Below are 24,618 nucleotides of genomic sequence, written 5' to 3' on the forward strand. Positions count from 1 at the left end.
GGCCGCCGCACCGTGTCGGACCTGTCCGAGGCAGGCCCCGTCCCGGGTCAGACGATGTGCACCTTGGGGACGTACAGGATCCACTTGCCGCCCTGCTCGCGGAACGCGTGCTCCTTCGCCATGATCTCCTCGGCGTGGTTCCACGCGAACAGCAGGGCGTAGTCCGGGTAGGGGTCGGCGAACGACTCGGGGGGACGGATCGGCAGGTGCATGCCGGGCGTCACCAGCCCCTGCTTGCCCGGCGTCGAGTCGCAGACGAACTCCACCAGGTCGGGGCCGATGCCGCAGTAGTTCGTCACGGTGGCGCTCTTGGCGGTGGCGCCGTAGCCGACCACCCGGTGACCGGCGGCCCGCAGGTCGCGCAGCAAGTCCACCAGGTCGGCGCGGATCTGCTCCATGCGCGCGGTGAAGCGCCGCAGCCGCTCGGGCCGGTGCAGCCCCTGCTCGCGCTCCCAGGCCAGCAGCTCGGCGATCTCGGGCCCCGGCGGGCGGGCCCCGGCCCGCGCCACCGTGTACCGGATCGAACCACCGTGCACGGGGATCCGCTCGGCCCCCACCAGCTCCAGGCCGCTGCGCGCCGCCAGCGCCTGCACGGACCGGACCGCGAACAGGTAGCAGTGCTCGTCGTAGATCTGGTCGAAGTAGGCGTTGTCGAGGATGTCGCCCAGGTAGCGGTCCTCGAACACGAAGACCCCGTCCGGCGCGAGCAGCGTGGCCGCCCCGCGGAACACCGAGCCCAGGAAGGGGATGTGGCTGACGGTGTTCGCCGAGTAGATCAGGTCGGCCGGGCCCTCGGCGGCCAGGATCTCGCGCGCCGTGGCCTCGTCGAAGAAGTCCACCCGCACCCGCACGCCCGCCGCCTCGGCGGTCTCGGTGGCCCGGCGCGAGGGGTCCACGCCGAGGTGCCGGACGCCGGCCGCGGCGATCGTGCCGAGCATGATGCCGTCGTTGCAGCCGATCTCGACGGCGAACGGGTCCGGCCCGGCCAGCTCCGTCGCGAGCAGCCGCCGCGCCACCCCGGCGAAGTGCCTGCGCATGAACTCCGAGCCGGACGAGCGGTACGGGTAGTCCGCGTGGAACATCAGCTCGCTGGGGACCTGCTCCAGCTGCTGCACCATCGCGCAGGACAGGCACACGCCCACGGCGAGGTGGAAGAAGTACTCCGGGTCGGTCGCGGCGGGGTCGCGGAAGTCCTGGGAGATCGGCTGCCGTCCCAGGTCGCACCACTGCTCGACCGTGCCGCCGCAGACGCGGCAGCCCGTCGTCGGCTCGTCACCGGTCACTCGGCTCACCCTGCCTCTCTTGACTGTGTGCGGCCTCGGCGTTCGCCAGGGCCTCGGCCTCCAGGCACCGCCCGTAGTCCGGGAGGAGCCCGGCCTCGGCCGCCTCGGCGAACGTCGGCGCCGCCGCGTCCCGGGCCGACACGACGGGGCTGACGTCCGGGGGGATCGGCAGGCCCAGCCGCGGGTCCAGCGGCGCGACGGCCAGTTCGTCGGCGGCCGCGTACTCGGTGGACAGCAGGTACGACATGACGGTGTCGTCCTCCAGCGCGACGAACACGTGGCCGACGCCGACGGGCAGGTACACCGCGCGCCCCTCGTCGGCGTCGAGCCGCACGGCCGCGTGCCGTCCGAACGTGGGGGAGCCCACCCGCAGGTCGACGACGATGTCGAGCGCGCCGCCGCGGACGCAGGTGACGAACTTGGCGCCGCCGGGCGGCGTCGCGGTGTAGTGCACGCCCCTGACCACGCCGCGCGCGGAGACGCTGAGGTACGTCTGCGCCACCCGGAACGGCGGCCGTCCGGTGGCCTCCCGGAACGCCGACTGCTGGAACGGCGCGACGGTGGACCCCCGGTGGTCGCGGAAGACCGGCCGGATCAGCTCGACGGCGCCCGCGACGGCGAGTTCACGCGACCTTTTCACCGGACGCCTGCTCACCTGACGCGGGGGCGCCGGACGCACCGCGGTGGACGTCCATGGCCTCGATGAGCGTGGTGATGACCAGCGACACGTCGTCGTCGCTGAGCGCCTGGTGCAGCGGCAGGCACAGGGTGGCGCCCGCCGCCCGCTCGGCCCCGGGGAAGCGCCCGTCCCCGGCCTGGTACGCCCGCACCTTGTGCAGCTGCGGGTACCGGAACGTGGTGTAGATGCCGCGCTCGTACAGATATCTGGCGACCGAGTCGCGGACGCCCGGGTCCATCTGCACCCAGTACAGGTAGTAGGAGCTCTCGTGCCCCTCGGGCAGCGGCGGCGGGATCAGCAGGCCCGGCACCTCGCGCAGCGCCTCGTCGTAGGCCGCGACGACCTCCCGCCTGCGGGACAGGAACTCGCCCAGCCTGCCGAGCTGGACGTGCCCGACCGCGGCCAGCACGTCGTTCATGATGGAACGGCGGGAGAACGAGGAGATCTCGAACTCCCACCAGCGGGTGCGCGACCGCATCGCCTGGTCGTAGCCGCTGGTCTGCTCCAGGCCGAAGTAGGCCAGCTTGGTCGCCCGTTCGACCAGCTCGGGATCGCGCGCGTACAGCATGCCGCCGTCCACCGACACCGCGATCTTGCCGTGGTCGAAGCTCCACACGCCGATGTCGCCGAGGGTGCCGCAGGCCCGCCCGTGGACGCGGGACGCCTGCGCGTTCGCCGCGTCCTCCACCAGGAACAGGCCGCGGTCCCGGCACAGCTCGGCGATCTCGGCGATCTGCCCGGGATGACCCCCGTAGTGCAGCGGGAGCACCGCCTTGGTCGCCGGCGTCAGGCGGGCCGCCACGCCGTCCACGGTGGCGTTCAGCGTGCGCGGGTCCACGTCGCAGAACACCGGGCGCGCCCCGGCCGCGGCGACCGCGTTGGCCGCGCCGACGAAGCTCACCGTCGGCAGCACCACCTCGTCGCCCGGCCCGACGTCCAGCAGCCGCATCGCCAGGAAGGTGGCCTCGGTGCAGGAGTTCACCGACGTGACCTGCTCCCGGGCGACCCCGACGTGCTCGGCGAACGCCGCCTCGAACGCCGCCACCCGCGAGCCCTTGCCGATCCAGTTGCTCTCGAACACCTCGCGCACGGCCGACAGTTCCCGCTCGCCCAGTGAGGGCTGGAACACGTTGATCACTTGAATCATCCCTCCGCCACCACTGTCGCCACGGCGGGACCGCGCGCACTACTCCCCCCGTGCGCACCTGCCGCTGCGCGACCGCCCGGACGCGCCGCGTCGCACCGGCCGGTGCCGAGACGCCCGCGAATTCTCGCGGGGATGTCGAAACCGGCCCGTCCGCTCCGACCTCTGCTGCGGAGGCGCCAGACCGGGACGCCGCCGCCGGAACCTCCGCCGGCGGCGCGCGCGGGTGCCGCCGGACCGGCTCGTACGCCCGTACGCTTCGAGGAAGGAACCGCAGATGGACCCCAGTGCCGCCACCGCCTCCGGCCCCAAGGCCGGACGGCGCGAGTGGATCGGGCTGATCGTCCTGGCCCTGCCCACGCTGCTGCTGTCACTCGACTTCAGCGTGATCTACCTGGCCATCCCGCACCTGAGCACCGACCTGGGCGCCGACAGCACCCAGCAGCTGTGGATCGCCGACATCTACGGCTTCATGGTGGCCGGCTTCCTGATCACCATGGGCACGCTCGGCGACCGCATCGGCCGCCGCCGGCTGCTGCTGATCGGCGCGGCGCTGTTCGGCGTGGCCTCGGTCGTGGCCGCGTTCTCCACCAGCGCCGAGATGCTCATCGCGACCAGGGCGATCATGGGCATCACCGGCGCCACGCTGATGCCCTCGACGCTGGCGCTGATCAGCAACATGTTCAAGGACCCCAAGGAATCGGGGATGGCGATCGCCGCCTGGATGTCGTGCTTCATGGGCGGCATGGCGCTCGGTCCCGTCGTCGGCGGCACGATGCTCGACAACTTCTGGTGGGGCTCGGTGTTCCTGCTGGGCGTTCCGGTGATGGTGCTGCTGGTCGTGGTCGGCCCGATCCTGCTGCCGGAGTACCGCGACCCCGACGCCGGCCGCCTGGACATGGTCAGCGTGCTGCTGTCGCTGCTGGCCATCCTGCCCATCGTCTACGGCCTCAAGGAGCTGGCCAAGGACGGCTGGGCGGCGGTGCCCGTCGTCACGATCCTGGTCGGCGTCGCGTTCGTGCCGGTGTTCGTCATCCGCCAGCGCGGGCTCGCCAGCCCGCTGGTGGACATGAGCCTGTTCCGCAATCGCACGTTCAGCGCCGCGCTGTTCGTCGGCCTGCTGGTCCCGATGCTGCAGGGCGGCACCTACTTCCTCATCGCCCAGCACCTGCAGAGCGTCGAGGGGCTGGAGCCGATCAAGGCGGGCCTGTGGCTGGTGCCGTCCACGCTCATCATGATCTTCGCCATCGGCACCGGCACCGCGCTGGCCGCCCGCGTGCGGCCCGGCTACGTCTTCACCGCCGGACTGCTGATCGGCACGGTCGGGTACGCCGTGCTGTCCCAGGTGGACGGGCCCGACCAGCTGGTCAAGCTGTGGATCGGGTACGCGATCATGGCGCTGGGGGTGGGCCTGCCGTCCGGCCTCGGCACCGCGCTGATCCTCGGCGCGGCCCCGCCGGAGAAGGCGGGCTCGGCCTCGTCCATCTCCGAGGCCAGCGGCGAGCTGGGCATGGCGCTGGGCGTGGCGATGCTCGGCAGCCTCGCCACCTTCGTGTACCGCAGCGAGCTGTCGGGGAACGTGCCCGGCGCGGTACCGCCCCACTCGGCCGACATCGCCGAGGACAACATCGCGGCGGCGGTGTCGGTGGCCGAGGGGCTGCCGCAGCCGCTCGGCGGGCAGTTCCTCGGCACCGTCCGCGACGCGTTCGCCGACGGCCTCGGCACCGTCGCGATCGTCTCGGGCGTCATCTTCGCCGCGCTCGCGGTGTTCAGCGCCGTCATGTTCCGGCACATCCCGCCGACCGGGAGCCAGGAGGGCGGCGACGAGGCGGCCGAGGCCGAGGACGCGGGCGTCGGTTCGGACGCCGCGGCCGGTCCGCGGTGACCGAGGTCCGGCGGGGCCGGGCGGTTCCCGGCACCGGCGGCTGACACCGGTGAGGCGACCGGGCGGGACGACGGAGCGGGAGTCCCGCCCGGTTCTCATGTCCGCTACCGCGCATTTTCCGGCGGGTCGTCCGTGATGTGCGCGTGATCTGCGCAGTCGAGGAGATGCCGCCGTTTCGCGAACGCGCCGATGATGGACGAATGGAGACGCAGACCAAGCGACCGGTCGCCGGAGGATCGCCGCGATGAGGATTCTGGTCACCGGAGGCGCCGGATTCATCGGCTCGGAGTTCGTGCGGGCGACGCTGCGGGAGGAACTGCCCGGGTCGGCGGGGTCGCACGTCACCGTCCTGGACCGCCTGGCCTACGCGGGCAACCCGCGGAACCTGGACCCGGTGGCGGGCCACCCCCGCTACCGGTTCGTGTACGGCGACATCCGCGACCCGTTCGCGGTGGACGACGTCGTCCGCGGCCACGACGTCATCGTGCACTTCGCCGCCGAGTCCCACGTGGACCGCTCGGTCCGCAGCGGGCGCCCGTTCGTGGGCAGCAACGTGTTCGGCACGCAGGTGCTGCTGGAGGCCGCGCAGCGGCACGGCGTGGGACGGTTCGTGCACGTGTCCACCGACGAGGTGTACGGCTCGATCGACCACGGCTCGTGGACCGAGAACACCCCGCTGAACCCCACCTCGCCCTACGCCGCGTCCAAGGCCGCCTCGGATCTGGTCGCGCTCGCCTGGCACCGCACCCGCGGCCTGGACGTGGTGGTCACGCGGTGCAGCAACAACTACGGGCCCTACCAGTACCCCGAGAAGGTGATCCCGCGGTTCGTCACCAACCTGCTGGACGGCGTGCCGGTCCCGCTGTACGGCACCGGCGCCAACGTGCGGGACTGGCTGCACGTGTCGGACCACTGCCGCGGCATCCAGATGGTCATGCGGTCCGGGCGCCCCGGCGAGATCTACCACATCGGCGGCGGCACGGAGCTGACCAACGCCGAGCTGACCGCGCGGCTGCTGGAGGCGTGCGGCGTGGGCTGGGAGATGGTCGAGCACGTCGCCGACCGGCCCGGACACGACCTGCGCTACTCGCTGGACATCACCAAGATCCGCGAGGAGCTCGGGTACGCGCCGCAGGTGGGCCTGGACGTGGGGCTGGCGGCGACGGTCGAGTGGTACCGCGCGAACCGGGCCTGGTGGGAGCCGCTGAAGGCCGAGGAGGCGGCCGCCGGCCACGGCTCCCTGGACGGCGACGGCTCCCTGGACGACGACGGCACGCTGGACGGGGTGCGGCTGACGGCGCTCGGGCCCTGAGCGCGGGCCCGAGCACCGGGACCGGGTCCGGCGGCCGGGCTACCGGCGGACGCCGATGAACAGGCCCCGCCCGGTCAGGTCGTCCTCCCGGTACTCGGCGGGGCAGCCGGCGGACGCGAAGGCGGTCAGGTACTCGTTCTCGGTGAACAGCCGCAGCCGGTGGACCTGGGTGAACTCCCTGATCCCGCCGGGCTCGCCCACCAGGTAGCGGGCCTGCATGCGGATGGCGCGGCCGCTGCGCACCGAGTGCGACACCCGGGCGATGGCACGGCCGTCGGGGTGCCCCGCCTCCGCCACGGGATGCCCGTCGACGAACTTGTCCGGGAACCGCCACGGCTCCACCACCAGCACCCCGCCGGGGACCACGTGCCGCGCCATCGCGCGCACGGCGGCCCGCAGCTGGCCCACGCTCTCCATGTAGCCGATCGCGTTGAACATGCACGTCACCGCGTCGAAGCGGCGGCCGAGGTCGAAGTCGCGCATGTCGCCGTCGTGCACCGTGACGTGCGGCAGCCGCCGCCTGGCCACGTCCCGCATCGGCGCGGCGACGTCCAGCCCCTCCACGTGGTCGAGCAGCTTGTCGAACGTCTCCAGGTGCGCGCCGGTGCCGCAGCCGACGTCCAGCAGCGACCGCGCCCCCGGCGATCTGTCCCGGATCAGCTTGACGAGGTATTCGGCCTCGGCCGTCCAGTCCTTTCCCCGGAGCCGGTAGAAGGGTTCGTAGATCTCGGCGAATTCCGCCGTGTACGTCTCGTCCATCGCTCTCGGTTTCCTTTCGTGGCCGCGGGCCTTCCCCGAATTCTCGGCGGCCCGGAACGGCCCGGCATCCTCCCGAGTGCCCGCCGGCGCCATTCTGCGAGAAGTGCCGGACCCGGCCCCGTGGTTAGTCTCGGTCACACGACGGAAGGGACGAATATCCATGAAGGCACTCGTGCTGGCGGGCGGCTCGGCTACCCGGCTTCGCCCCTTCAGTCACGCCATCGCCAAACAGTTGGTGCCGATCGCGGGAAAACCGGTCCTGGAGCACGTTCTGCGGGACGTCGCCGCGACGGGCGTGACCGATGCCGCCGTCATCGTCGGTGACACCGGGCCGCAGATCGTCAAGGCCATCGGCGACGGTTCCGACCTCGGGTTGAACATCGGCTACATCCGGCAGGAGAAGCCGCTGGGGCTGGCGCACTGCGTCCGGCTGGCGCGCCGTTTCCTGGGCGACGACGATTTCGTCCTCTATCTCGGCGACAACATGCTGCGGGACGGGATCGCCGGCCTGGCGCGGCGGTTCCGGGCCGCCCGCCCGGCCGCGCAGTTGCTGGTGCGCAGGGTGCCCGACCCCCGCGAGTTCGGCGTCGCCGAGCTCGGCGAGGACGGCGCGGTGCTGGGGCTGGAGGAGAAGCCCGCGCGGCCGCGCGGCGACCGGGCCGTCCTCGGCGTCTACTTCTTCACCGCGGCCGTGCACGAGGCGGTCGCGGCGATCCGGCCCAGCGCGCGCGGCGAGCTGGAGATCACCGACGCGATCCAGTGGCTGATCGCGCGGGGTGCGCCGGTGCGGGCGGTGGAGTACGAGGGCTACTGGCGCGACATCGGGCGGCCCGAGGACGTGCTGGCCTGCAGCCGCCGCTACCTGGCGGACCTGCGTCCCCGCGTCGCCGGGGACGTGGACGCGGCCAGTGAGCTGACCGGCCCGGTGGTGGTCGAGCCGGGCGCGCGGGTGCGCGGTTCGCGGATCGTCGGCCCCGCGCTCGTCGGAGCCGACAGCCTGCTGGACGGCTGCCGGGTCGGGCCCCATGTGGCCGTCGGCCGCGGCTGCGTGCTGCGCGGCGCCCGCGTCCGCGACTCGATCGTCCTGGACGGCACCGTGCGCATCGGCGGCCTGGCGCTCGACGGGGCGCTGCTCGCCCCGGTCGCCGCCCACAGCATCCCCGGCCGCGCCGCGACCGGGCGGGATTCACGGATATGAGAAGGGCCGCGGAGTTCCGCGTGCGGTCGGCGGAAAGGCGTTACGCGCAGTCGACGATCGGGTGAATGTCGACGGCGGCGAACCAGGTGCGGGGGAAACGGGAGGCGATCTCGGCCGCCCGTTCCGGGCCGTCGCAGTCGATCACGAAGTATCCCGCGAGATGTTCCTTGGCCTCCAGGTAGGGGCCGTCGGTGGTGGCCGGGACACCGTCGCGCACGCGGGTCGTCCTGGTGTTCACCGGATGGGCCAGCGCGGCCCCGGTGACCAGCTCACCGGATTCGGTGATCTCCTTGTGCAGCGCCTCGAACCGCTCGGTCAGCTCGCCGCGCTCGTCGCTCGACAACGCCAGGAAATCGGGATTCTGCAGAAATATCGGGTGCTCCAGGTTCTCCGGGTTGCTGTAGATCAAGAGCATGTACTTCACTCTCGACTCCTCACATCCAGGCACCGCCGCGGGCGCAGCGTAGCAGAGGCCGGAATCCGGGACCCGGCGCCGGCGGCGCGCCGCGCCGCCGGGCCCCGGTGGAAGCCTCACCGCACAGGTCGGAGCCGAGCCGCCGTTCTCGACACCGCCGCGCGGATCACCCGTGATCACGTGGGCTCCGCCACCGCCTCTGCCAGAGGTTCGGCCGGCGCCTGCGCCGACGCCGGCGCCTGGGCGGGAGCGGGCAGCCGGCGGCCCATGAACGCCGCCAGCCCGGTCAGGGTGTCGGCCAGTACCGGCAGGTCCTCGGTGACGATGGCCTGCGGGCCGTCGCACAGCGCGGTCTCGGGGTGCGGATGCACGTCCACGATGAGGCCGTCGGCGCCCGCGACGATCGCCGCCCGGCTCAGCGGCAGGACCAGCTCGCGGCGCCCACCCGAGTGCGACGGGTCGACGACGACCGGCAGGTGCGACAGCCACTGCGCCACCGGCACCGCCGAGATGTCCAGGGTGTTGCGGGTGGACTTCTCGAAGGTCCGGATGCCCCGCTCGCACAGCACGATGTCCAGGTTGCCGCGCTGGGCGATGTACTCGGCGGCCATCAGCCACTCCTCGATGGTGGCGCTCATGCCCCGTTTCAGCAGCACCGGCCTGCCCGCCGCCCCGACCGCCTGCAGCAGCGGGAAGTTCTGCATGTTGCGGGTGCCGATCTGGAGCATGTCGGCGTAGGCGGCGACCGTGTCGACGTCGTGCGCGCTGACCACCTCGGTGACGACCGGCATGCCCGTCTCGGCCCGCACGTCCGCCAGGATCCTCAGCCCGGCCTCGCCGAGGCCCTGGAAGGCGTACGGCGAGGTGCGCGGCTTGAACGCGCCGCCGCGCAGCAGCGTCGCGCCGGCCGCCCGCGCCATCCGGGCGGCGGCGAGCGTCTGGTCGGGCGTCTCCACCGCGCACGGCCCGGCGATCAGCGTCACCGTGTCCGGGCCGATCGGCACCCCGCCGACCTGCACCACCGACCGGCCCGGCCGGTGCTCGCGGCTGACCAGCTTGTACTTCGTGGAGATCCGGGTGACCGCGCCGACCCCCGGCATGGCGCGCAGGTTGAGCGCGCCGAGGCCGTCGACGTCGCCGACCAGACCGATGATGACCCTGCTGAACCCGCGGCTGACGTACGCCCGCGCGCCCGCCGCCTCCACCCGCCGGACGACCGCCTCGATGTCCCGTGGCAGGGCGTCCGCGGCCATGACTACGACCATTTCCAGCACCTTCCTGAGCCTCGTGCCGCCGGTACCGTCTGGCCCGCCCCCGCCGGAAGGCAACGACACCTGCCGAATCCTCACCCCGCCGCACACGTTCCGCATCTCCTGGATTGCGCCCTGCACACGGGGCTCCGAGGCAACGGGAAAAGCGCAATTTGAAGGATGTATCGGTCTTCTCCCAGGGCCACGATCGAGATCGTTGCCCGGGCCAGTGCGGCCCGGCCTCGGGGGCGTGAGGCGAAGGGGGACACGGTGACGGCCGTTGACGGCAGCGCGCGTTTGTGGGCCATGGCCCATCTGGGAACGCCGATGGCGATACGGGTGGCGGCGACCCTGCGCATCGCCGACCACATCGCCGCGGGGCGGCGAACCGTTCCGGAGCTGGCGCGGGCGGCGGGGGCCGACGCCGACGCGCTGGAACGGCTCCTGCGGTTCCTGGTCGCCAAGGGGGTGTTCGGCCGCGACGACTCCGGGCGCCACCACCTGACCGACCTGGGCGAACCGCTGCTGGACGACCATCCCGCGCACCTGCGGGAGATGCTGGACATCGAGGGCGCGGTCGGCCGTGCCGAGCTGTCCTTCGTCGAGCTGCTGCACAGCGTCCGCACCGGAGAGGCCGCCTACCCGGCGCACTTCGGCCGGCCCTTCTGGGAGGACATGGCGGCCGAACCCGGGCGCGCGGCGTCCTTCGACGCCCGCATGGCCGCCGACCTGGCACGGCGGGCGCCGGGCATCGTGGCGGGCTACGACTGGGGCTCCCTGGGCCATGTCGTGGACGTCGGCGGCGGCGACGGCTCGCTGCTGATCGCGTTGCTGACCGCGCACCCGTCCCTGCGCGGCTCGGTCGTCGACCTGCCCGACACCGCCGAGGCGGCGCGCAAGGCGCTGGCCGCGGCGGGGCTCGCCGACCGCGCCGACGCCGTCCCCGGCAGCTTCTTCGACCCGCTGCCCCCGGGCGCCGGGGGCTACCTGCTCTCCTCGATCCTGCACAACTGGGGCGACGAGGCGGCGCGCGCGATCCTGCGCCGCTGCGCCGAGGCGGCCGGTCCGCACGGCGCCGTGCTCGTCGTGGAGGCGCTCGGCGCGGACGGGGAGTCGCCCCCTCCCACGTTGGACCTGCGCATGCTCGCCTACTACGGCGGCAGGGAGCGCGGCCTGTCCGAGCTCGGCGCGCTGGCCGCCGACGCGGGGCTCGTCGTCGCCGGGACGCACCCGGCGGGCGAGTCGTCGATCGTCGAACTCAGAATCCCCGCACGCCCGTGAGGACCGCACCCGGCGAGACCGGGCCGGGCGGCACGGGGACGAGAACGGAGAGGCCGATGGCCGAGCTTGCGACGCGGCCCGACGAGGCGATCGCGGCACTGGTGAGCCCGCAGGGCAGACGCGACCCCTACCCCCACTACGAGGCCATCCGCGCGCACGGGAACCTGGTGCGCGTCGACGACGGGATGCTGGTCGCCGTCGGCTACGACGAGTGCGTCGCCGCGCTGCGCGAACCGCTGCTGAGGGTGCAGGACGAGAACAGCCACGACGTGGTCCACCCGGGCTGGCGGGAGCACTCCTCGCTGCGCGGCTTCACCGAGTCGATGCTCTACACCAACCCGCCGGACCACTCCCGGATGCGGCGGCAGGTGGTCGGCACCTTCACCGCCAGGAGGGTGCAGGAGCTGCGGCCCGCCGTGGTGCGCCTGGTCGACCGGCTGCTGGGGCGCATGGCCGACCTCGGCGGCGGCGGGGCGCCGGTGGACTTCATGGCCGAGTTCGCCTTCCGGCTCCCGGTCGCGGTCATCGGCGAGCTGCTCGGCGTCCCGGAGAGCGACCAGGTGTGGTTCCGCGCGGTGTCGGCCGAGGTGACGCTCGCCCTGGAGGGCATCACCGACCTGTCCAGGCTGGACCGGGCGGACGCGGCGATGGACGAGCTGTCGGACTACTTCGCCGACGTCATCGAGCGGCGCCGGCGCCGTCCCGGCACCGACCTGATCAGCGCGCTGGTCCGGGCGCACGACGACGGCGCCGACGGCGACCGGCTCAGCCGCGACGAACTGATCGGCAACCTGGTCCTGCTGCTGGTGGCGGGGTTCGACACCACCACCCACCTGCTCGGGCACGGCCTGCACACGGCGTTCGAGCACCCCGGATTCGCGGCGCGGCTGCGCGCCGAGCCGGGCTTCGCGCCCGGCTTCGTCGAGGAGACCCTGCGGTGCGAACCGCCGGTGCAGGCCACCAGCCGCTGGGCCGCGGAGGACGTCGACCTGATGGGCACCCCGGTCCCCGCCGGTACGAAGGTGCTGGTGCTGCTGGCCGCCGCCAACCGGGATCCCCGCCGCTACCCCGACCCGCACCGGTGCGACCCCGACCGTCCCGACAACAGGCCGCTGAGCTTCGGCGGCGGCATCCATCTGTGCGTCGGCGCGGCGCTGGCCCGGATGGAGGCGCAGGTCGCCCTGCCCGCGCTGCTGCGCCGCTTCCCCGGCCTCGCCCCGGCCGGTCCCGCCGTCTATCGCGACCGCTGGCTGGTGCGCGGGCACAGCCGGCTGCCGGTCGCGCTCGGCTGACACCCGTCCCTCTCACCCGCCCCGTTCCCTTCTCGACCGGTCACATCCGCAGGGAGGTTCGATGACATCGCTTGAACCGGTCCAAGACAACCGGATCGGCTACTGGAATCGCAGAACCGAGACCATGCCGAGGGAGCGTCTCGCCGAGTGGCAGTGGCGCAAGCTGCGGCAGGCGCTGACGTACGCCAGGACCAACTCCAAGTTCTGGGCCGAACGGATTCCCGGCGACATCACCTCGATGGACGACTACTTCGCCCGGGTCCCGCTGCTGCGCAAACCGGAACTGCTCGCGACCGAGCAGGCGTCGCCGCCGTACGGCACCTGGCCGTCCACCGACTCCCGGCTGGGCTCGCGGCACCACCAGACCAGCGGGACGAGCGGCAACCCCCCGGTGCGCACCTTCGACACCGCGCGCGACTGGGCCTGGTCGGTCGACACCTTCTGCACGGCGCTGTACGGCATGGGCGTCCGCCCCGGATACCGGGGGATGGTCGCGTTCGGCTACAGCCTGTTCATGGGCTTCTGGGGCATGCACTACGCGCTGGAGCGGATGGGGTGCATGGTCGTCCCGTCCGGCGGGCTGGACTCGCGGGCCCGCATCCGGCTGCTGGTGGACCTGCAGATCGAGGTGCTGGGATGCACGCCCAGCTACGCGCTGCGCCTCATGGAGACGGCCCGGGAGATGGGCGTCGACCTGGCGGCGGAGGCCAACGTCAAGGTGATCCTGGCCGGGGCCGAGCCGCGGCCGGACTCCACGACGCGGGCCATCTCCGAGGCGTTCGGCGCGCGGGTCCTCAACGCCGCGGGGACGACCGAGCTCGGCGCGGTGTTCATGTTCGAGTGCCCGACCAGGCGCAACGCCTGCCACATCATCGAGTCCGGTGTCATCGAGGAGGTCCTGCATCCCGACACGCTGCGGCCCGTCGGCTACGGCGAGCAGGGCGTGCGGGTCACCACCGGTCTCGGCCGCGAGGGCATGCAGCTGTTCCGGCACTGGACCGAGGACCTGGTGGTCAGGCGGCCGTGGCACGAGTGCGGCTGCGGACGGACGTGGGACTGGTTCGACGGCGGCATCCTCGGCCGCACCGACGACATGCGCAAGATCCGCGGCGTGTCCGTCACGCCCGTGATGATCGAGGACGTCCTCCGCGCGTTCCCCGAGGTCAGCGAGTACCAGACCACGCTGCGCACCGTGCGCGGCCTGGACACCGTCTTCCTGCGGGTCGAGCCCACCGCCGACGCGGTGGGTGACCTGTCCACCCTGTGCGAGCGGATCGCCGTCGAGTTCAAACGCGAGATCGGCATCCGCCCGGTGGTGGAACTCGCGGAGACCGGCACCCTTCCCCGAGCTGAATTCAAGGCGGCGAGGCTCCATGACGAACGCTGAAGTGCACACCCGGCCCCTCCCCGAGACCGGCGCCCGTGTGGAGGGCGAACTGACCGACGCCCAGGAGCGGCAGCTGCTGGAGTGCTACGCCTCGCTGCGCGAACTCGCGGGAACCTGCGACGTCCCGTCCGTGGTGGCGGCGGTGCGGGCCGCCCTGGCGGAACTGCGCGTCGCGCTCTACGGGCAGGTCATGGACTTCGACTTCTACGACATCGACAGGACGCACGCCACGGGGAGACGCGATGGCGAACACTGAGCCCCCGAGCGGCCTGGGCACTATCGCCCCCGAGGGCAGGCACCTGCCGAATCTGGAGGGGGTGCGCGGGCTCTGCGCGTCCGCGGTCCTCTTCTACCACGTCGCCTTCGCCGGCGGCCTGCTGGGAATGCTCAACGAGCCCAAGGACCCGTTCTGGGGCGTGGTGGCCTCCGGCCTGGAGGTGTTCCTGCCGCCGTTCTTCGTCCTGTCCGGCTTCCTGCTCTACCGCTCCTTCGCCCGCGCGACCATCACCGGCACCCCCTGGCCCGCGCTCGGCAACTTCATGTGGCGGCGCGTGCTGCGCATCGTCCCCGGATTCTGGGTCGTCACCATCGTGACGCTGCTGGTGATGAACCTGCACAGCATCAACGGGATCTGGTACGTGCTGCGCCCGCTGCTGATGCTGCACTCGTTCAAGATCGAGAACTTTCCCGTCGGCATGGAACCGACGTGGACGGTGACCACCGAGTTCGCCTTCTACCTGGTCCTGCCGCCGTTCGCCTGGCTCATCGCCCGGTACGCGCGCCGCGCCGACGACCCCGTGCGGCGGGCCCGGCGGATCATGCTGCCGCTGGCCGGGTTCGTGGCGTTCGGCGTCGTCTGGCACGTGTACTGCAGCCTGCCGTCGCTGCGGCAGTCGTCGCCGTTCGGGATGTCCGACCTGACCTTCTGGCCGCCGCACTACGCCGGCACGTTCGCCATCGGCATGGCGCTGGCGGTCCTGGCGGTGCGCGCCGAGACCGCCGCGGAGCCGCCCCGCCTCTACCGCCTGGTCAGGCAGCGGCCGAACCTGTGCTGGCTCGCCGCACTGGCGGTGTTCGCGGTCAACCTCTACAAGCCGTTCGGCCCGGCCGCGGTGCCCGACTGGTCCGGGTTCACCCAGGCCCAGATCGACTACGTCCTGTCGCTGACCTTCGCGGCGCTGTTCGTCGCGCCGCTGACCGTGCCGGGCGTGCGCTGGCGGTTCGCCGACGCGGTGCTGGCGAACGCGCCCGTGCGGTTCCTCGGGCGGATCTCCTACGGCGTGTACCTGTGGCACATGCTCGTCCTGGACGTGGCCATCGGCGAGGGCAGCATCAACGGCCGCACCGCCCCGATGGATCCCGTCGCCTACCAGGCCGCCGGGATGGACGTCGGCATGTGGCCCCTGCTGGCGATCACGTTCTTCGGCACCGTGGCGGTCGCCGCGGCCAGCCACTACCTGTTCGAGCGGCCCGTCGCCCGGCTCGGCCACCGATGGCCCCGCGCGCCGCGGCCGGTCCCCGACCCCGCGCTGGCACCGCAGCAGACCGGCTGACCGCGACCGCAGAGAGGAACGGCCATGTCCACCACGCCGAAGAAGATCGTCGCCATCCACGGGTCGGAGCGGGCCAGGGGCAACACCCTGGACGTGCTGGAGCACGCCGCCAAGACCCTGGCCGCCCGGGGCGTCGAACTGGAGATCATCCGCCTGGCCGAGCTGCGCATGAGCCCGTGCGGGCCGTGCGGCGACTGCAACTCCCGCACCGTCCCGTGCACCGTCGACGACGACGTCCCCGAGGCGGTGCGGCGGATGGCGCAGGCCGACGGGATCCTGTACGCCGCCCCCGTCCACGGGTTCGGGACGTCGGCGCTCATGCAGATGTTCATCGAACGCTCCGGCGTCGGGTACCTGCGGTTCGAGCGTCCCCTCACCAACAAGGTCGCCGGGGTGATCGTCACCGGCCGCCGCTACAGCCACACCGAGGTGCACGGCCACCTGGTGGCCAACGTGATGCTCAACCGGATGATCCTGGTCGGCAGCGGGTTCCCGGCGATCGTCTACGGCAACCAGCCCGGCGACGCCCGGCACGACGACGAGGGCCTGGAGATGCTCGACCGGATGCTGCACCGCATGGTCGACATGATCGAGCTACTCGCCGAGCACCGGGAGCTGACCGGCCGCGACGCGATGGCCACCGACAAGGCCAACGAACGCGACGACCGCTGGTTCGCCGCCCGCAGCTCGCCGGTGGGCTGACCCGGCGGCCCCTCCCGCCCCGACGCGAGACCCACGACGCCAGCCCCCACGACGCGAGCCCCACGACGCGAACACGACGGAGGCCCATCGAATGCCATCCAGCCTGTCGCCGTCCGACTACGACGCTTTCACCCGGCGCTACTACTCCGGCGAGGTCACCGAGGCCGACTGGCGGCGCTGGCACGCCGAGCGGCTGACCGCGGTGCTGCGGAAGGTCACCCGCCGGTCGGACTTCTACCGCGCGCACCTGTCCGGCGTCGACGTCGACGCCGTCACCCCCGACGACCTGTCCCGGCTCCCGTTCACCACCAAGGACGACCTGCGCGAGGCGATGTTCGCGGTGCTGAGCGGGCCGGTCGGCGAGGGCGCCATCTACTACGAGACAACCGGGACCACCGGCCCGCCGACGCCCTGCCCGCGCGGCCCCGAGGACATCGCCCGCAGCAACGCCCACGTTGAGGAGGCGTGGCGCCGCCTGTTCGCCGCGCACTTCGGTGCCCGGATGCCCGTGATCGCCCTGATGGGCCCGTCGGAGCTGTACGCGTTCGGCGACACCTTCGGCGAGGTGGCGCAGCGGCTCGGCGCCTGCCACGCCAAGATCTGGCCGGAGTCCAGCCGGGTCGGGTTCCGCAAGGCGCTGCGGCTGCTGAAGGAGCTGCGCGCCGAGGTCGTGGTGTGCGCGCCCGCGCTGTGCCTCAGCCTGGCCAAGGCGGCCCGCCACTACGGCTACGACCCCCGCGAGGACTTCGGGATCGAGCTGTTCCTGGTGCTCGGGGAGATCTGCACCCCCGAGTTCGCCGACAACGTGGCGTCCATCTGGGGCGCGCGGACCCTGCCCACGCTGTACGGCTCGCAGGAGGCGCTGGCCATCGCCACCGGCTGCGCCGAGGGCCGGATGCACCTGTCGGACCCGAACTACCTGGTGGAGATCCTCGATCCGCGCACCGGCGCGGTGCGCGGACGCACCGGCACCGGCGAGCTGTGCCTGACCATGCTGATCGACGGGATCAAGCCGCTGGTGCGGTACCGTACGGGCGACCTGGTCACGGTCACCGGGCCGGGCTGCCCGTGCGGGCGTCCCGGCGGGCTGGTCGAGGTGGTCGGCCGCGTCGCCGACCGGATCGAGCTGGGCGGCGGCCGGTTCCATCCGGCCGAGATCGAGTCGGCGGTGCTGCGCGGCGTGCGGGGCTGCCTCGGCTACCAGGTCGTCATCGACACCGCACCCGACGGCGCCGACCAGGTGACCGTCCGGATGGACCTGCTGCCGGACATCAGCGGGCCCCCGCAGCAGGTGGGGGCCGGGGTGGCCGAGCGGCTGCGCGAGCTGGCGGGGGTGCGGGCCGCCGTCGTCGCCGACGGCGAGCTGGACCCGGTCACCAACACCGGCGCGTACGTCAGCTGGAAGGCCGCCCGGATCCTGGACAACAGGACCGAGCCGGACGACGCGGCGCTGGTCGCGCGGCAGGTCGCGCACCGGTACGCGATCGCCGACTGAGCACCCGGGACCACAGGCGATGAACGATGCTCGACCGGCGCCGGACGGCGCGGCGGTGCCCGTGCGCACCACACGGCTGGCGGTCCCGCCGGTGGAACCCCTCGCGGCCTACCTGGCGCTGGCCGGACGGTTCGGACGCGAGCAGGTCTACCTGCTGGAGTCCGCCGCCGGCCCGGCGCGGGACGTCAGATACCACTTCGCCGGGTTCGGGACGCTGCTGACGGTCTCGGTGACGCGGGGCGAGGTCCGGGTGGACGGGGTCCCGGCGCTGCGCGAGGCGGTGCGGCGCCGGATCGGGCCGCTGCTCGACACCGCCGCCGACGGGCGGACGCGGCTGCGCGCCGCCCGCGACCTGTGGCCGGTGCTGCGCGCGGTCGGCGGCGCGTTCGACGCGGAGGGGTCGGCGTCGCGGTTCCGGTTCGGGTTCATCGGCTACTTCGGCTACGACGCCGCGCGGTACGTCGAGGACCTGCCGTACCTGATCGACCAGGACCCGGAACTGCCCGACGTGCACCTGGCGCTGTCGCGGGGCTGCCTGATGACCGACCTGGCGACCGGACGCGCCGAGTTGTCGCTGCACGAGTCCCCGGCCTGGCCCGCGCTCGACCGGGACGAGATCGCCGCGCTGCTCGCCGCCGCCGGCGGGACCCCGCCGGAGGGTGCCCCGCGCGACGCCCCGCCGGTGGCGGCCGTCACCGGCGACACCGAGCGCGGCCGGTACCTGGCGGCCGTGGACCGGTGCCTGGAGCACATCGCGGCGGGCGACATCTACCAGGTGCAGATCGGCCACGAGCTCGACATCCGCAGCCCGGCCGATCCGGTGCAGGTGTACCTGCGGCTGCGCGAGCGCAACGCCTCGCCGTACATGTACCTGGCCACGGTGGGCGGGCACACCGTCATCGGCGGCAGCCCGGAGCTGTTCGTGCGCGTGGAGGACGGCACCGTGACGATGCGGCCGATCGCCGGGACGGTGCCGCGCGGGGCGGCCGACGACGAGATCGCCGCGCGGCAGCTGCGCGCCGACCCCAAGGAGCTGGCCGAGCACACCATGCTCGTCGACCTGTGCCGCAACGACATCGGCCGCATCTGCAAGCGCGACACCCTGGACGTGCCGGACTCGCTGGTCGTCGAGCGGTACTCGCACGTCCTGCACCTGGTGTCCACCGTGGTCGGGGAGGCCGAGGACGGCACCGACGGCTTCGACGTCATCCCGGCGCTGTTCCCCGCCGGCACCATGACCGGGGCCCCGAAGATCCGCGCCATGGAGATCATCGAGGCGACCGAGCGCAGCCGGCGGGGGCTGTACTCGGGGGCGCTCGGCCTCATCGACGTCGGCGGCTACCTGAACCTCGCGCTGTGCATCCGCACCCTGATCCACCGCGACGGCTCGTACCGGACCCGGGCCTCGGCGGGCGTCGTCGCCGACTCGGTGCCCGGCCGCGAGTGGAACGAGACCCTCGCCAAGCTGAGCGCCCCGTACTGGGCGGTGACCGGAGAGGAGCTGCTGTGAGGATCCTCGTGGTCGACGCGTTCGACAGCTTCGTCTACATCCTGCGGCAATACCTGATGTCGGCCGGCGCGAACCCGGTCATGGCGCGGTCCAACGAGCTGACCGCCGCCACGATCCGCGGCACGACCCCCGACGCGATCCTGCTCGGTCCCGGCCCCGGACGGCCGGCCGAGTCCGGGCACGTGGAGATCGTGCGGGAGTTCGCGGGCCTCGTCCCGATCCTGGGCGTCTGCCTCGGGCACCAGGCGATCGGGCTGGCCTACGGCGCGAGCGTGGTGCCCGCCCGGCACCTGATGCACGGCAAGACCAGCCGGATCCGGCACGACGGCCGGGGGCTGTTCGCCGGGGTCCCCGACGGGTTCGTCGCGACCCGCTACCACTCGCTGGTGGTCGTCGAGGACACCGTGCCCGAGTGCCTGGAGATCACCGCGCGGTCCCACGACGACGGGTACGTGATGGGGCTGCGGCACCGGCACCTGCCCGTCGAGTCGGTGCAGTTCCACCCGGAGAGCATTGGCACCGAGGACGGCATGCGGCTGATCACCAACTTCGTCGGCCTGTGCGCGGCGTCCGCGGGCCCGCCCGCGCGGCACCGGCCGGACTCGGCCGAACGGCTGGGCGCGGCGTGAGGTACTACCGGCTGCCGGCGTTCACCGGGGTCGGCGCCCTGCGGATGGACGAGCGTCCCGTGCCCGAGCCCGGCCCGCGCCAGGTGCTGGTGCGCATGCGGGCGTGGTCGCTGAACTACCGCGACCTGCTGATCGCCACGGGCACGTACGGCCGCGGCATGAAACCGGACGTGGTGCCGCTGTCCGACGGCGCGGGCGAGGTGGTCGCCGCGGGCCCGGAGGTGACGCGGTGGCGGGAGGGAGACCGCGTGCTCGGGGTCTTCATGCCCGACTGGATCTCCGGTACGGCCACCGCCGACAAGATCGCCGCGTCGCTGGGCGGCACCGTGGACGGCGTGCTCGCCGAGTACGTCGTCTTCGACGAGGACGCGGTGGTCGCGGCGCCGTCGCACCTGGACTTCGCCGAGGCCGCGACGCTGCCGTGCGCCGCGGTCACCGCCTGGCACTGCCTGATGGTGCAGGGGACGCTCGCCCCCGGGGAGCGCGTGCTGACGCTGGGCAGCGGGGGAGTGTCGGTGTTCGCGCTGCAGTTCGCCACCCTCGCGGGAGCCGAGGTGATCGCCACCTCCAGCACGGACGCCAAGCTGGACCGGCTGCGCGCGCTCGGCGCGGCGGCGGGCGTCAACTACACGCGCGTCCCCCAGTGGGGGAAGGCCGTGTTCGACATGACGGATGGGGGCGTCGACCACGTCGTCGAGGTGGGCGGCGCGGGCACGCTGCCGCAGTCGGTCCGGGCGGCGCGCACCGGCGGACGGGTCAGCCTGATCGGCGTGCTCGCCCGGGGCGACGGGCTGAGTCCCGTGCCGCTGCTGCGCAAGGGGCTCACCGTGCAGGGGATGCTGGTGGGCGGACGGGACACCTTCGAGGCGATGAACCGCGCGGTCGAACGGCACCGGATCCGCCCGGTCGTCGACCGCGCCGTCCCGTTCTCCGCCGCGCCCGAGGCGTATCGCCTCCTGCACTCCGGCGGCCATTTCGGGAAAATAGTCATAGTGCCGGACTGACGTTTTTCGCCGGCGTTTCTTTGAGCGTGCGGCCGACGGCACGCTCAAAGGTGTGCGGCACGCGGCGCGCCCCTACAGTCAAATCATGTTGTCCGATTCTGTGAAGGCGGCGCCCGCGCTGCGTTCGAGGGAGGACGCGGCGGCCGCCGCGCTGCTCGCCCCGTCCGCGGCCGCCGGCGAGGGCGCGCATCCGAGCACCGCGGACTTCGACGCCTGGTTCGCCGGCCGCGCCGCCGCCGGGCGCTACCAGGTACGACAGATCCCCTTCGGCGCGCTGCGCGGCTGGTCCTTCGAGGAGGGCACCGGCGACCTGCGCCACGAGACCGGCCGCTTCTTCAGCGTCGAAGGGCTGCACGTCGCCCTCGAACACGACTGGTACCAGCCCATTCTCCACCAGCCCGAGGTCGGTGTTCTCGGGCTGCTGGCCAAACGTTTCGGCGGCGAACTGCACTTCCTCATGCAGGCGAAGATGGAACCCGGCAACCCGAATCTCGTGCAGTTGTCACCGACCGTTCAGGCCACCTACAGCAACTACACGCGGGTGCATCGGGGAAAGGGCACCCGGTACCTGGAGTATTTCGTCGGGAACCGGCGCGGCCGGGTGCTGGCGGACGCGCTCCAGTCCGAACTCGGCTGGTGGTTCTACCGCAAGAGCAACCGCAACATGGTGGTGGAGGTGACCGACGAGGTCGCCGTGCACGAGGACTACCGCTGGGTCACCCTCGGCCAGCTCGGCGAGCTGATGCGGCGCGACCTGCTGCTCGCCATGGACACCCGCAGCGTGCTGTCGTGCCTGCCGGTGCCCCGGCGGGAGCGCGGCGCGCTGCTGACGGACGTGGAGCTGCTGTCCTGGCTCACCGAGATGCGCTCGCGGCGCCACCCGTCCGCGCGGCTCGTCCCGCTGGCGCGGACCCCGGGCTGGCGCGTCGGGGAGTCGTCCATCGGCCACGAGGACGGCCGGTGCTTCCGTGTCGTGGCCGTGTCCGTCGAGGCGGACCGCCGCGAGGTGAGCCGGTGGACGCAGCCGCTGCTGGAGCCGCCGGGGCAGGGCGTGGCCGGCTTCCTGAGCCGGACGATCGACGGCGTGCGCCACGTCCTGGTGCACGCGCGCGTCGAGCCGGGCCTGGTGCACACGGTGGAGCTCGGCCCCACCGCGCAGTGGACGCCCGGCGACCACGCGCGCCTGACCGGCCAGGACGAGCCGCCGTTCCTCGACGCGCTGCTGACGGCCGACCCGGCCCGGATACGCTACGAGGCCGTGCACTCGGAGGAGGGCGGCCGGTTCCGCAACGCCGACAGCCGGTACCTGGTGGTCGAGGCCGACGAGACGCAGGCGCCGCTCGACCCGCCGCCCGGCTACCAGTGGGTCACGCCGGGCCAGCTGACCTGGCTGCTGCGGCACGGCCACTACGTCACCATGGAGGCGCGCACGCTGATGGCGGGCCTCAACCTGGGATCGGTGCGTTAGTGGAGCCGCTGCGCGTCGGCGTCGCCGGCTGCGCGAGCATCGCGCTGCGGCGCATGCTCCCCGCCATGGCCGCGGCGCCGCGGACCGAGGTCGTCGCGATCGCCAGCCGCGACGGCCGGAGAGCCGAACGCGCCGCGCGCGCGTTCGGCTGCCGCCCGGTGACGGGATACGCCGCGCTGCTGGAACTCGCCGAGGTCGAGGCGGTGTACGTGCCGCTGCCGCTCGCCCTGCACGCCGAGTGGACCGAGGCGGCGCTGCGCGCCGGCAAGCACGTCCTGGTCGAGAAGCCCATGACCACGGATCCGGCGCGCACCCGTGAGCTGCTGGACCTCGCGCGGCGCGGCGGCCTGGTGCTGATGGAGAACGTCATGTTCGTCCACCACCGGCAGCACGCGGTCGTGCGGGACCTGCTCGACGGCGGGGCGATCGGCGAGGTGCGGTCGCTGCACGCGGCGTTCACCGTGCCCGAGCGTCCCGACGGCGACATCCGCTACGAAAGGGCGCTGGGCGGCGGGGCGCTGTGGGACGTCGGCGTCTATCCGGTCCGCGCGGCGCTGCACCTGCTCGGCCCGGAGCTGGAGGTCGTCGGCGCCCATCAGCGCGTCGCGCCGGGCCGCGTCGTCGACACTTCCGGCGCCGCGCTGCTGCGCTCGCCCAAGGGCGTCGGCGTCCAGGTCGCCTACGGGCTCGAGAACTTCTACACCGCGACGTACACCGTCAACGGCAGCGAGGGGCGGTTGACGCTCGACATGGCGTTCACCCCTCCCGCGGACCGCGTGCCGGTCATCCGCGTCGAACGCCCCTCCGGCGTTGAGGAGATGCGGCTGGCCCCGGACGACCAGGTGGCCAACACGGTCGCCGCCTTCGCCGAAGCCGTCCGCACCGGCGCCGGGTCGCCCGACGCCGAGGTCTGCCTGCGCCAGGCCGTCCTGCTGGACGCGATACGCCGCCGCGCTGCGCGGCAGTGACGCTTCGCCGACGCCTTCCCGACAGCCGCGCACCCCGCCCCCTCAGCCAGGGGACGGGGTGCGGATCTTTGCGGTCCGGGCCTTGCCTCAGGCCGCGGTCGGGCTGTTCTGGTAGGCGGCCAGGCGCCATTCCCCCTGGTCCTTGACGACGACCCAGGTGGCGCGGATGGCGCGCTCCTTCGACGGCTCGGTCTCACCCGGCGCCAGCACGCCGCCCTGGGTCACGACCACGGCGGTGTTGCCGTAGCGGCGCATGTCGATGGGCTTACCGGTGACCTGGGTGCCCTTGAACCGGCCCTGGAAGGCGTCGGTCATGAACGCGCGGATGTCGTCGTGTCCCTTGCGGAAGACACCCGGCAGGATCATGGTGCCGTCCTCGACGAAGACGCGGGCGAAGGCGTCGGCGTCATGCGCGGCCCACGCCTGGACGACGCGCTGCGGGACGGCGGCGATGGCGGCCTGGTCGGCGGAGGTGTCGGTGGTCGTCATGGGTCACTTCTCCTTCTCGTGCGGACGGTCGTGCGGACGGGTCGTGCGGCCGGTGTCAGCGGGCGGGCACGGCGAACTGCCCCGGCCTGCGGCCGGGACCGGCGGGTCCGCGGTAGTTCTGGGCGATGTCGAGCCAGCGGTCGGCCTCGGGACCGGTGGCGACCAGGTCGAGGTCGGCGCGGTGCCGGCGCCGACCCGCCAGCAGGCACAGGTCGACGGCCGACCCGGTGATCCGGTCCGGCGAGTCCTCGGGACCGAACGTCCACAGCGCGCCGGACGGGGCGGTGATCTCGAAGCGGAACTCGTGGTCCGGCGGTGTCAGGCCGCGCGCCTGATAGCCGAAGTCGCGCACCAGCACCGTGAAACCGACCAGGTGCACCAGCCGGTCGGTGTACTCGCGCTCGGCGCCCACCGCGTCGGCGACGTCCTGGCCGTGCCCGAACAGCTCCATGATCCCGGCGCAGGCCAGGATCGCCGCGGGCAGCGGCCGCACCAGCCACGGCACCACCTGGTCGGCGGGCACGGCGGCCAGGGCCCGCACCGTCGCGGCGCGTTCGGCGCGGAAGCGCTCCAGCAACTGCGCGGGCGTCAGGTGGCGGTGGTCGGCGAGCCGGGCGTTGACCGCCGCCTCGAAATCGTCGCCCGAGTCCGCCACCATCTTCTGGAAGCGGCCGGCGTCGGTCGCCGCCGTTCCCGCCAATTGGTAGATGAAGATGAGATGGGCGATCTGGTCGAACACCGTCCATCCGGGAGCCGGTGTCGGCGTGCGCCATCCCGCCTCGTCCAGGCCGGCCACGATGCGGTCGACGTCGTCGCCCTCCGCGGCCAGATCCTCGAACACATTTCGCAGTCCGGTCATGCATCCACCCTTCGCCGAAGCACGGGTCGGTGATCCTCCCGGGAGGATTCCTGTGT

At 72.8% G+C, this 24,618-nt stretch carries 23 protein-coding genes; 15 read left to right on the forward strand and 8 right to left on the reverse strand.

Going from position 1 to position 24,618, the window contains the following annotated elements:
- Positions 1-47 precede the first annotated feature (47 nt).
- From ABD811_RS30905 to ABD811_RS30915, 3 genes are read right to left on the reverse strand one after another with little or no spacing between them, the layout of a single operon-like run.
- Positions 48-1,283 carry a methyltransferase domain-containing protein gene (locus ABD811_RS30905; protein WP_344954808.1) on the reverse strand — a complete coding sequence of 412 codons (1,236 nt, stop codon included), beginning with the start codon at positions 1,281-1,283 and terminating at the stop codon, positions 48-50.
- Positions 1,273-1,923 carry a dTDP-4-dehydrorhamnose 3,5-epimerase family protein gene (locus ABD811_RS30910; protein ID WP_344954810.1) on the reverse strand — a complete coding sequence of 217 codons (651 nt, stop codon included), beginning with the start codon at positions 1,921-1,923 and terminating at the stop codon, positions 1,273-1,275. The genes ABD811_RS30905 and ABD811_RS30910 overlap by 11 nt, the downstream gene beginning before the upstream one ends.
- Complete coding sequence (locus ABD811_RS30915; protein WP_344954812.1) at positions 1,907-3,109, reverse strand: DegT/DnrJ/EryC1/StrS aminotransferase family protein; 1,203 nt, start codon at positions 3,107-3,109, stop codon at positions 1,907-1,909. The genes ABD811_RS30910 and ABD811_RS30915 overlap by 17 nt, the downstream gene beginning before the upstream one ends.
- A 274-nt stretch (positions 3,110-3,383) precedes the next feature.
- On the opposite strand from ABD811_RS30915, the gene ABD811_RS30920 reads away from it, so the two are divergent.
- Together ABD811_RS30920 and rfbB are read left to right on the forward strand one after the other, a co-directional pair.
- On the forward strand, positions 3,384-4,991 hold the full coding sequence (locus ABD811_RS30920) for an MFS transporter (protein WP_344954814.1): 1,608 nt from the start codon (positions 3,384-3,386) through the stop codon (positions 4,989-4,991).
- A gap of 244 nt (positions 4,992-5,235) precedes the next feature.
- Entirely contained in the window at positions 5,236-6,303 is a 1,068-nt protein-coding gene (gene rfbB, locus ABD811_RS30925; RefSeq protein ID WP_344954816.1) for a dTDP-glucose 4,6-dehydratase, read from the forward strand.
- 39 nt (positions 6,304-6,342) lie between these two features.
- Here the strand turns inward: rfbB and ABD811_RS30930 are convergent, their stop codons facing one another.
- A complete protein-coding gene (locus ABD811_RS30930; RefSeq protein ID WP_344954818.1) occupies positions 6,343-7,062 on the reverse strand; it encodes a class I SAM-dependent methyltransferase in 720 nt (239 codons plus the stop codon).
- Positions 7,063-7,222: 160 nt separating this feature from the next.
- Between ABD811_RS30930 and ABD811_RS30935 the strand changes: the two genes are divergently transcribed.
- The gene (locus tag ABD811_RS30935) at positions 7,223-8,260 is read left to right on the forward strand and encodes a glucose-1-phosphate thymidylyltransferase (RefSeq protein WP_344954820.1); all 1,038 of its coding nucleotides are present in this window, start codon (positions 7,223-7,225) and stop codon (positions 8,258-8,260) included.
- Positions 8,261-8,300: 40 nt separating this feature from the next.
- On the opposite strand, the gene ABD811_RS30940 is transcribed toward ABD811_RS30935, so the two are convergent.
- Together ABD811_RS30940 and aroF are read right to left on the reverse strand one after the other, a co-directional pair.
- Positions 8,301-8,675 (reverse strand): YciI family protein, encoded by a 375-nt coding sequence (locus ABD811_RS30940; RefSeq protein ID WP_344954987.1) that lies wholly within the window; start codon positions 8,673-8,675, stop codon positions 8,301-8,303.
- Positions 8,676-8,851: 176 nt separating this feature from the next.
- Positions 8,852-9,940 (reverse strand): 3-deoxy-7-phosphoheptulonate synthase, encoded by a 1,089-nt coding sequence (aroF, locus tag ABD811_RS30945; RefSeq protein ID WP_344954822.1) that lies wholly within the window; start codon positions 9,938-9,940, stop codon positions 8,852-8,854.
- A gap of 255 nt (positions 9,941-10,195) precedes the next feature.
- Here aroF and ABD811_RS30950 point away from each other — a divergent pair, with 255 nt between their 5' ends.
- The 12 genes from ABD811_RS30950 to ABD811_RS31005 all read left to right on the forward strand — a co-directional run bounded on the left by ABD811_RS30950 (position 10,196) and on the right by ABD811_RS31005 (position 23,214).
- Entirely contained in the window at positions 10,196-11,206 is a 1,011-nt protein-coding gene (locus ABD811_RS30950; protein ID WP_425549479.1) for a methyltransferase, read from the forward strand.
- A gap of 56 nt (positions 11,207-11,262) precedes the next feature.
- A complete protein-coding gene (locus ABD811_RS30955; protein WP_344954824.1) occupies positions 11,263-12,498 on the forward strand; it encodes a cytochrome P450 in 1,236 nt (411 codons plus the stop codon).
- A gap of 61 nt (positions 12,499-12,559) precedes the next feature.
- Positions 12,560-13,885: a phenylacetate--CoA ligase family protein gene (locus ABD811_RS30960; RefSeq protein ID WP_344954826.1), complete on the forward strand. Its 1,326-nt coding sequence runs from the start codon at positions 12,560-12,562 to the stop codon at positions 13,883-13,885.
- Positions 13,872-14,141, forward strand: coding sequence for a DUF6052 family protein (locus ABD811_RS30965; RefSeq protein ID WP_344954828.1), 270 nt, complete (start codon positions 13,872-13,874; stop codon positions 14,139-14,141). The genes ABD811_RS30960 and ABD811_RS30965 overlap by 14 nt, the downstream gene beginning before the upstream one ends.
- Entirely contained in the window at positions 14,128-15,438 is a 1,311-nt protein-coding gene (locus ABD811_RS30970; RefSeq protein ID WP_344954830.1) for an acyltransferase family protein, read from the forward strand. Before ABD811_RS30965 ends, ABD811_RS30970 begins: the two co-directional genes overlap by 14 nt.
- Positions 15,439-15,462: 24 nt before the next feature.
- Complete coding sequence (locus ABD811_RS30975; RefSeq protein WP_344954832.1) at positions 15,463-16,140, forward strand: flavodoxin family protein; 678 nt, start codon at positions 15,463-15,465, stop codon at positions 16,138-16,140.
- A gap of 91 nt (positions 16,141-16,231) precedes the next feature.
- A complete protein-coding gene (locus ABD811_RS30980; RefSeq protein WP_344954834.1) occupies positions 16,232-17,635 on the forward strand; it encodes a phenylacetate--CoA ligase family protein in 1,404 nt (467 codons plus the stop codon).
- Between the two features lie 19 nt (positions 17,636-17,654).
- Positions 17,655-19,145 (forward strand): anthranilate synthase component I family protein, encoded by a 1,491-nt coding sequence (locus ABD811_RS30985; protein ID WP_344954836.1) that lies wholly within the window; start codon positions 17,655-17,657, stop codon positions 19,143-19,145.
- On the forward strand, positions 19,142-19,774 hold the full coding sequence (locus ABD811_RS30990; RefSeq protein WP_344954837.1) for an anthranilate synthase component II: 633 nt from the start codon (positions 19,142-19,144) through the stop codon (positions 19,772-19,774). The genes ABD811_RS30985 and ABD811_RS30990 overlap by 4 nt, the downstream gene beginning before the upstream one ends.
- Positions 19,771-20,778: a zinc-dependent alcohol dehydrogenase family protein gene (locus ABD811_RS30995; protein ID WP_344954839.1), complete on the forward strand. Its 1,008-nt coding sequence runs from the start codon at positions 19,771-19,773 to the stop codon at positions 20,776-20,778. Before ABD811_RS30990 ends, ABD811_RS30995 begins: the two co-directional genes overlap by 4 nt.
- 85 nt (positions 20,779-20,863) lie before the next feature.
- Positions 20,864-22,246: an NDP-hexose 2,3-dehydratase family protein gene (locus ABD811_RS31000; RefSeq protein ID WP_344954841.1), complete on the forward strand. Its 1,383-nt coding sequence runs from the start codon at positions 20,864-20,866 to the stop codon at positions 22,244-22,246.
- A complete protein-coding gene (locus ABD811_RS31005) occupies positions 22,246-23,214 on the forward strand; it encodes a Gfo/Idh/MocA family protein (protein WP_344954843.1) in 969 nt (322 codons plus the stop codon). The genes ABD811_RS31000 and ABD811_RS31005 overlap by 1 nt, the downstream gene beginning before the upstream one ends.
- 87 nt (positions 23,215-23,301) lie before the next feature.
- Here ABD811_RS31005 and ABD811_RS31010 read toward each other — a convergent pair whose 3' ends face one another.
- Together ABD811_RS31010 and ABD811_RS31015 are read right to left on the reverse strand one after the other, a co-directional pair.
- Positions 23,302-23,703, reverse strand: a complete 402-nt coding sequence (locus ABD811_RS31010; protein WP_344954845.1) for an SgcJ/EcaC family oxidoreductase — start codon at positions 23,701-23,703, stop codon at positions 23,302-23,304.
- Positions 23,704-23,758: 55 nt separating this feature from the next.
- Positions 23,759-24,562 carry a TIGR03084 family metal-binding protein gene (locus tag ABD811_RS31015; RefSeq protein ID WP_344954847.1) on the reverse strand — a complete coding sequence of 268 codons (804 nt, stop codon included), beginning with the start codon at positions 24,560-24,562 and terminating at the stop codon, positions 23,759-23,761.
- Between the last annotated feature and the right edge of the window lie 56 nt (positions 24,563-24,618).

Source organism: Actinomadura miaoliensis (genome assembly GCF_039536785.1).
Classification (GTDB): domain Bacteria; phylum Actinomycetota; class Actinomycetes; order Streptosporangiales; family Streptosporangiaceae; genus Spirillospora; species Spirillospora miaoliensis.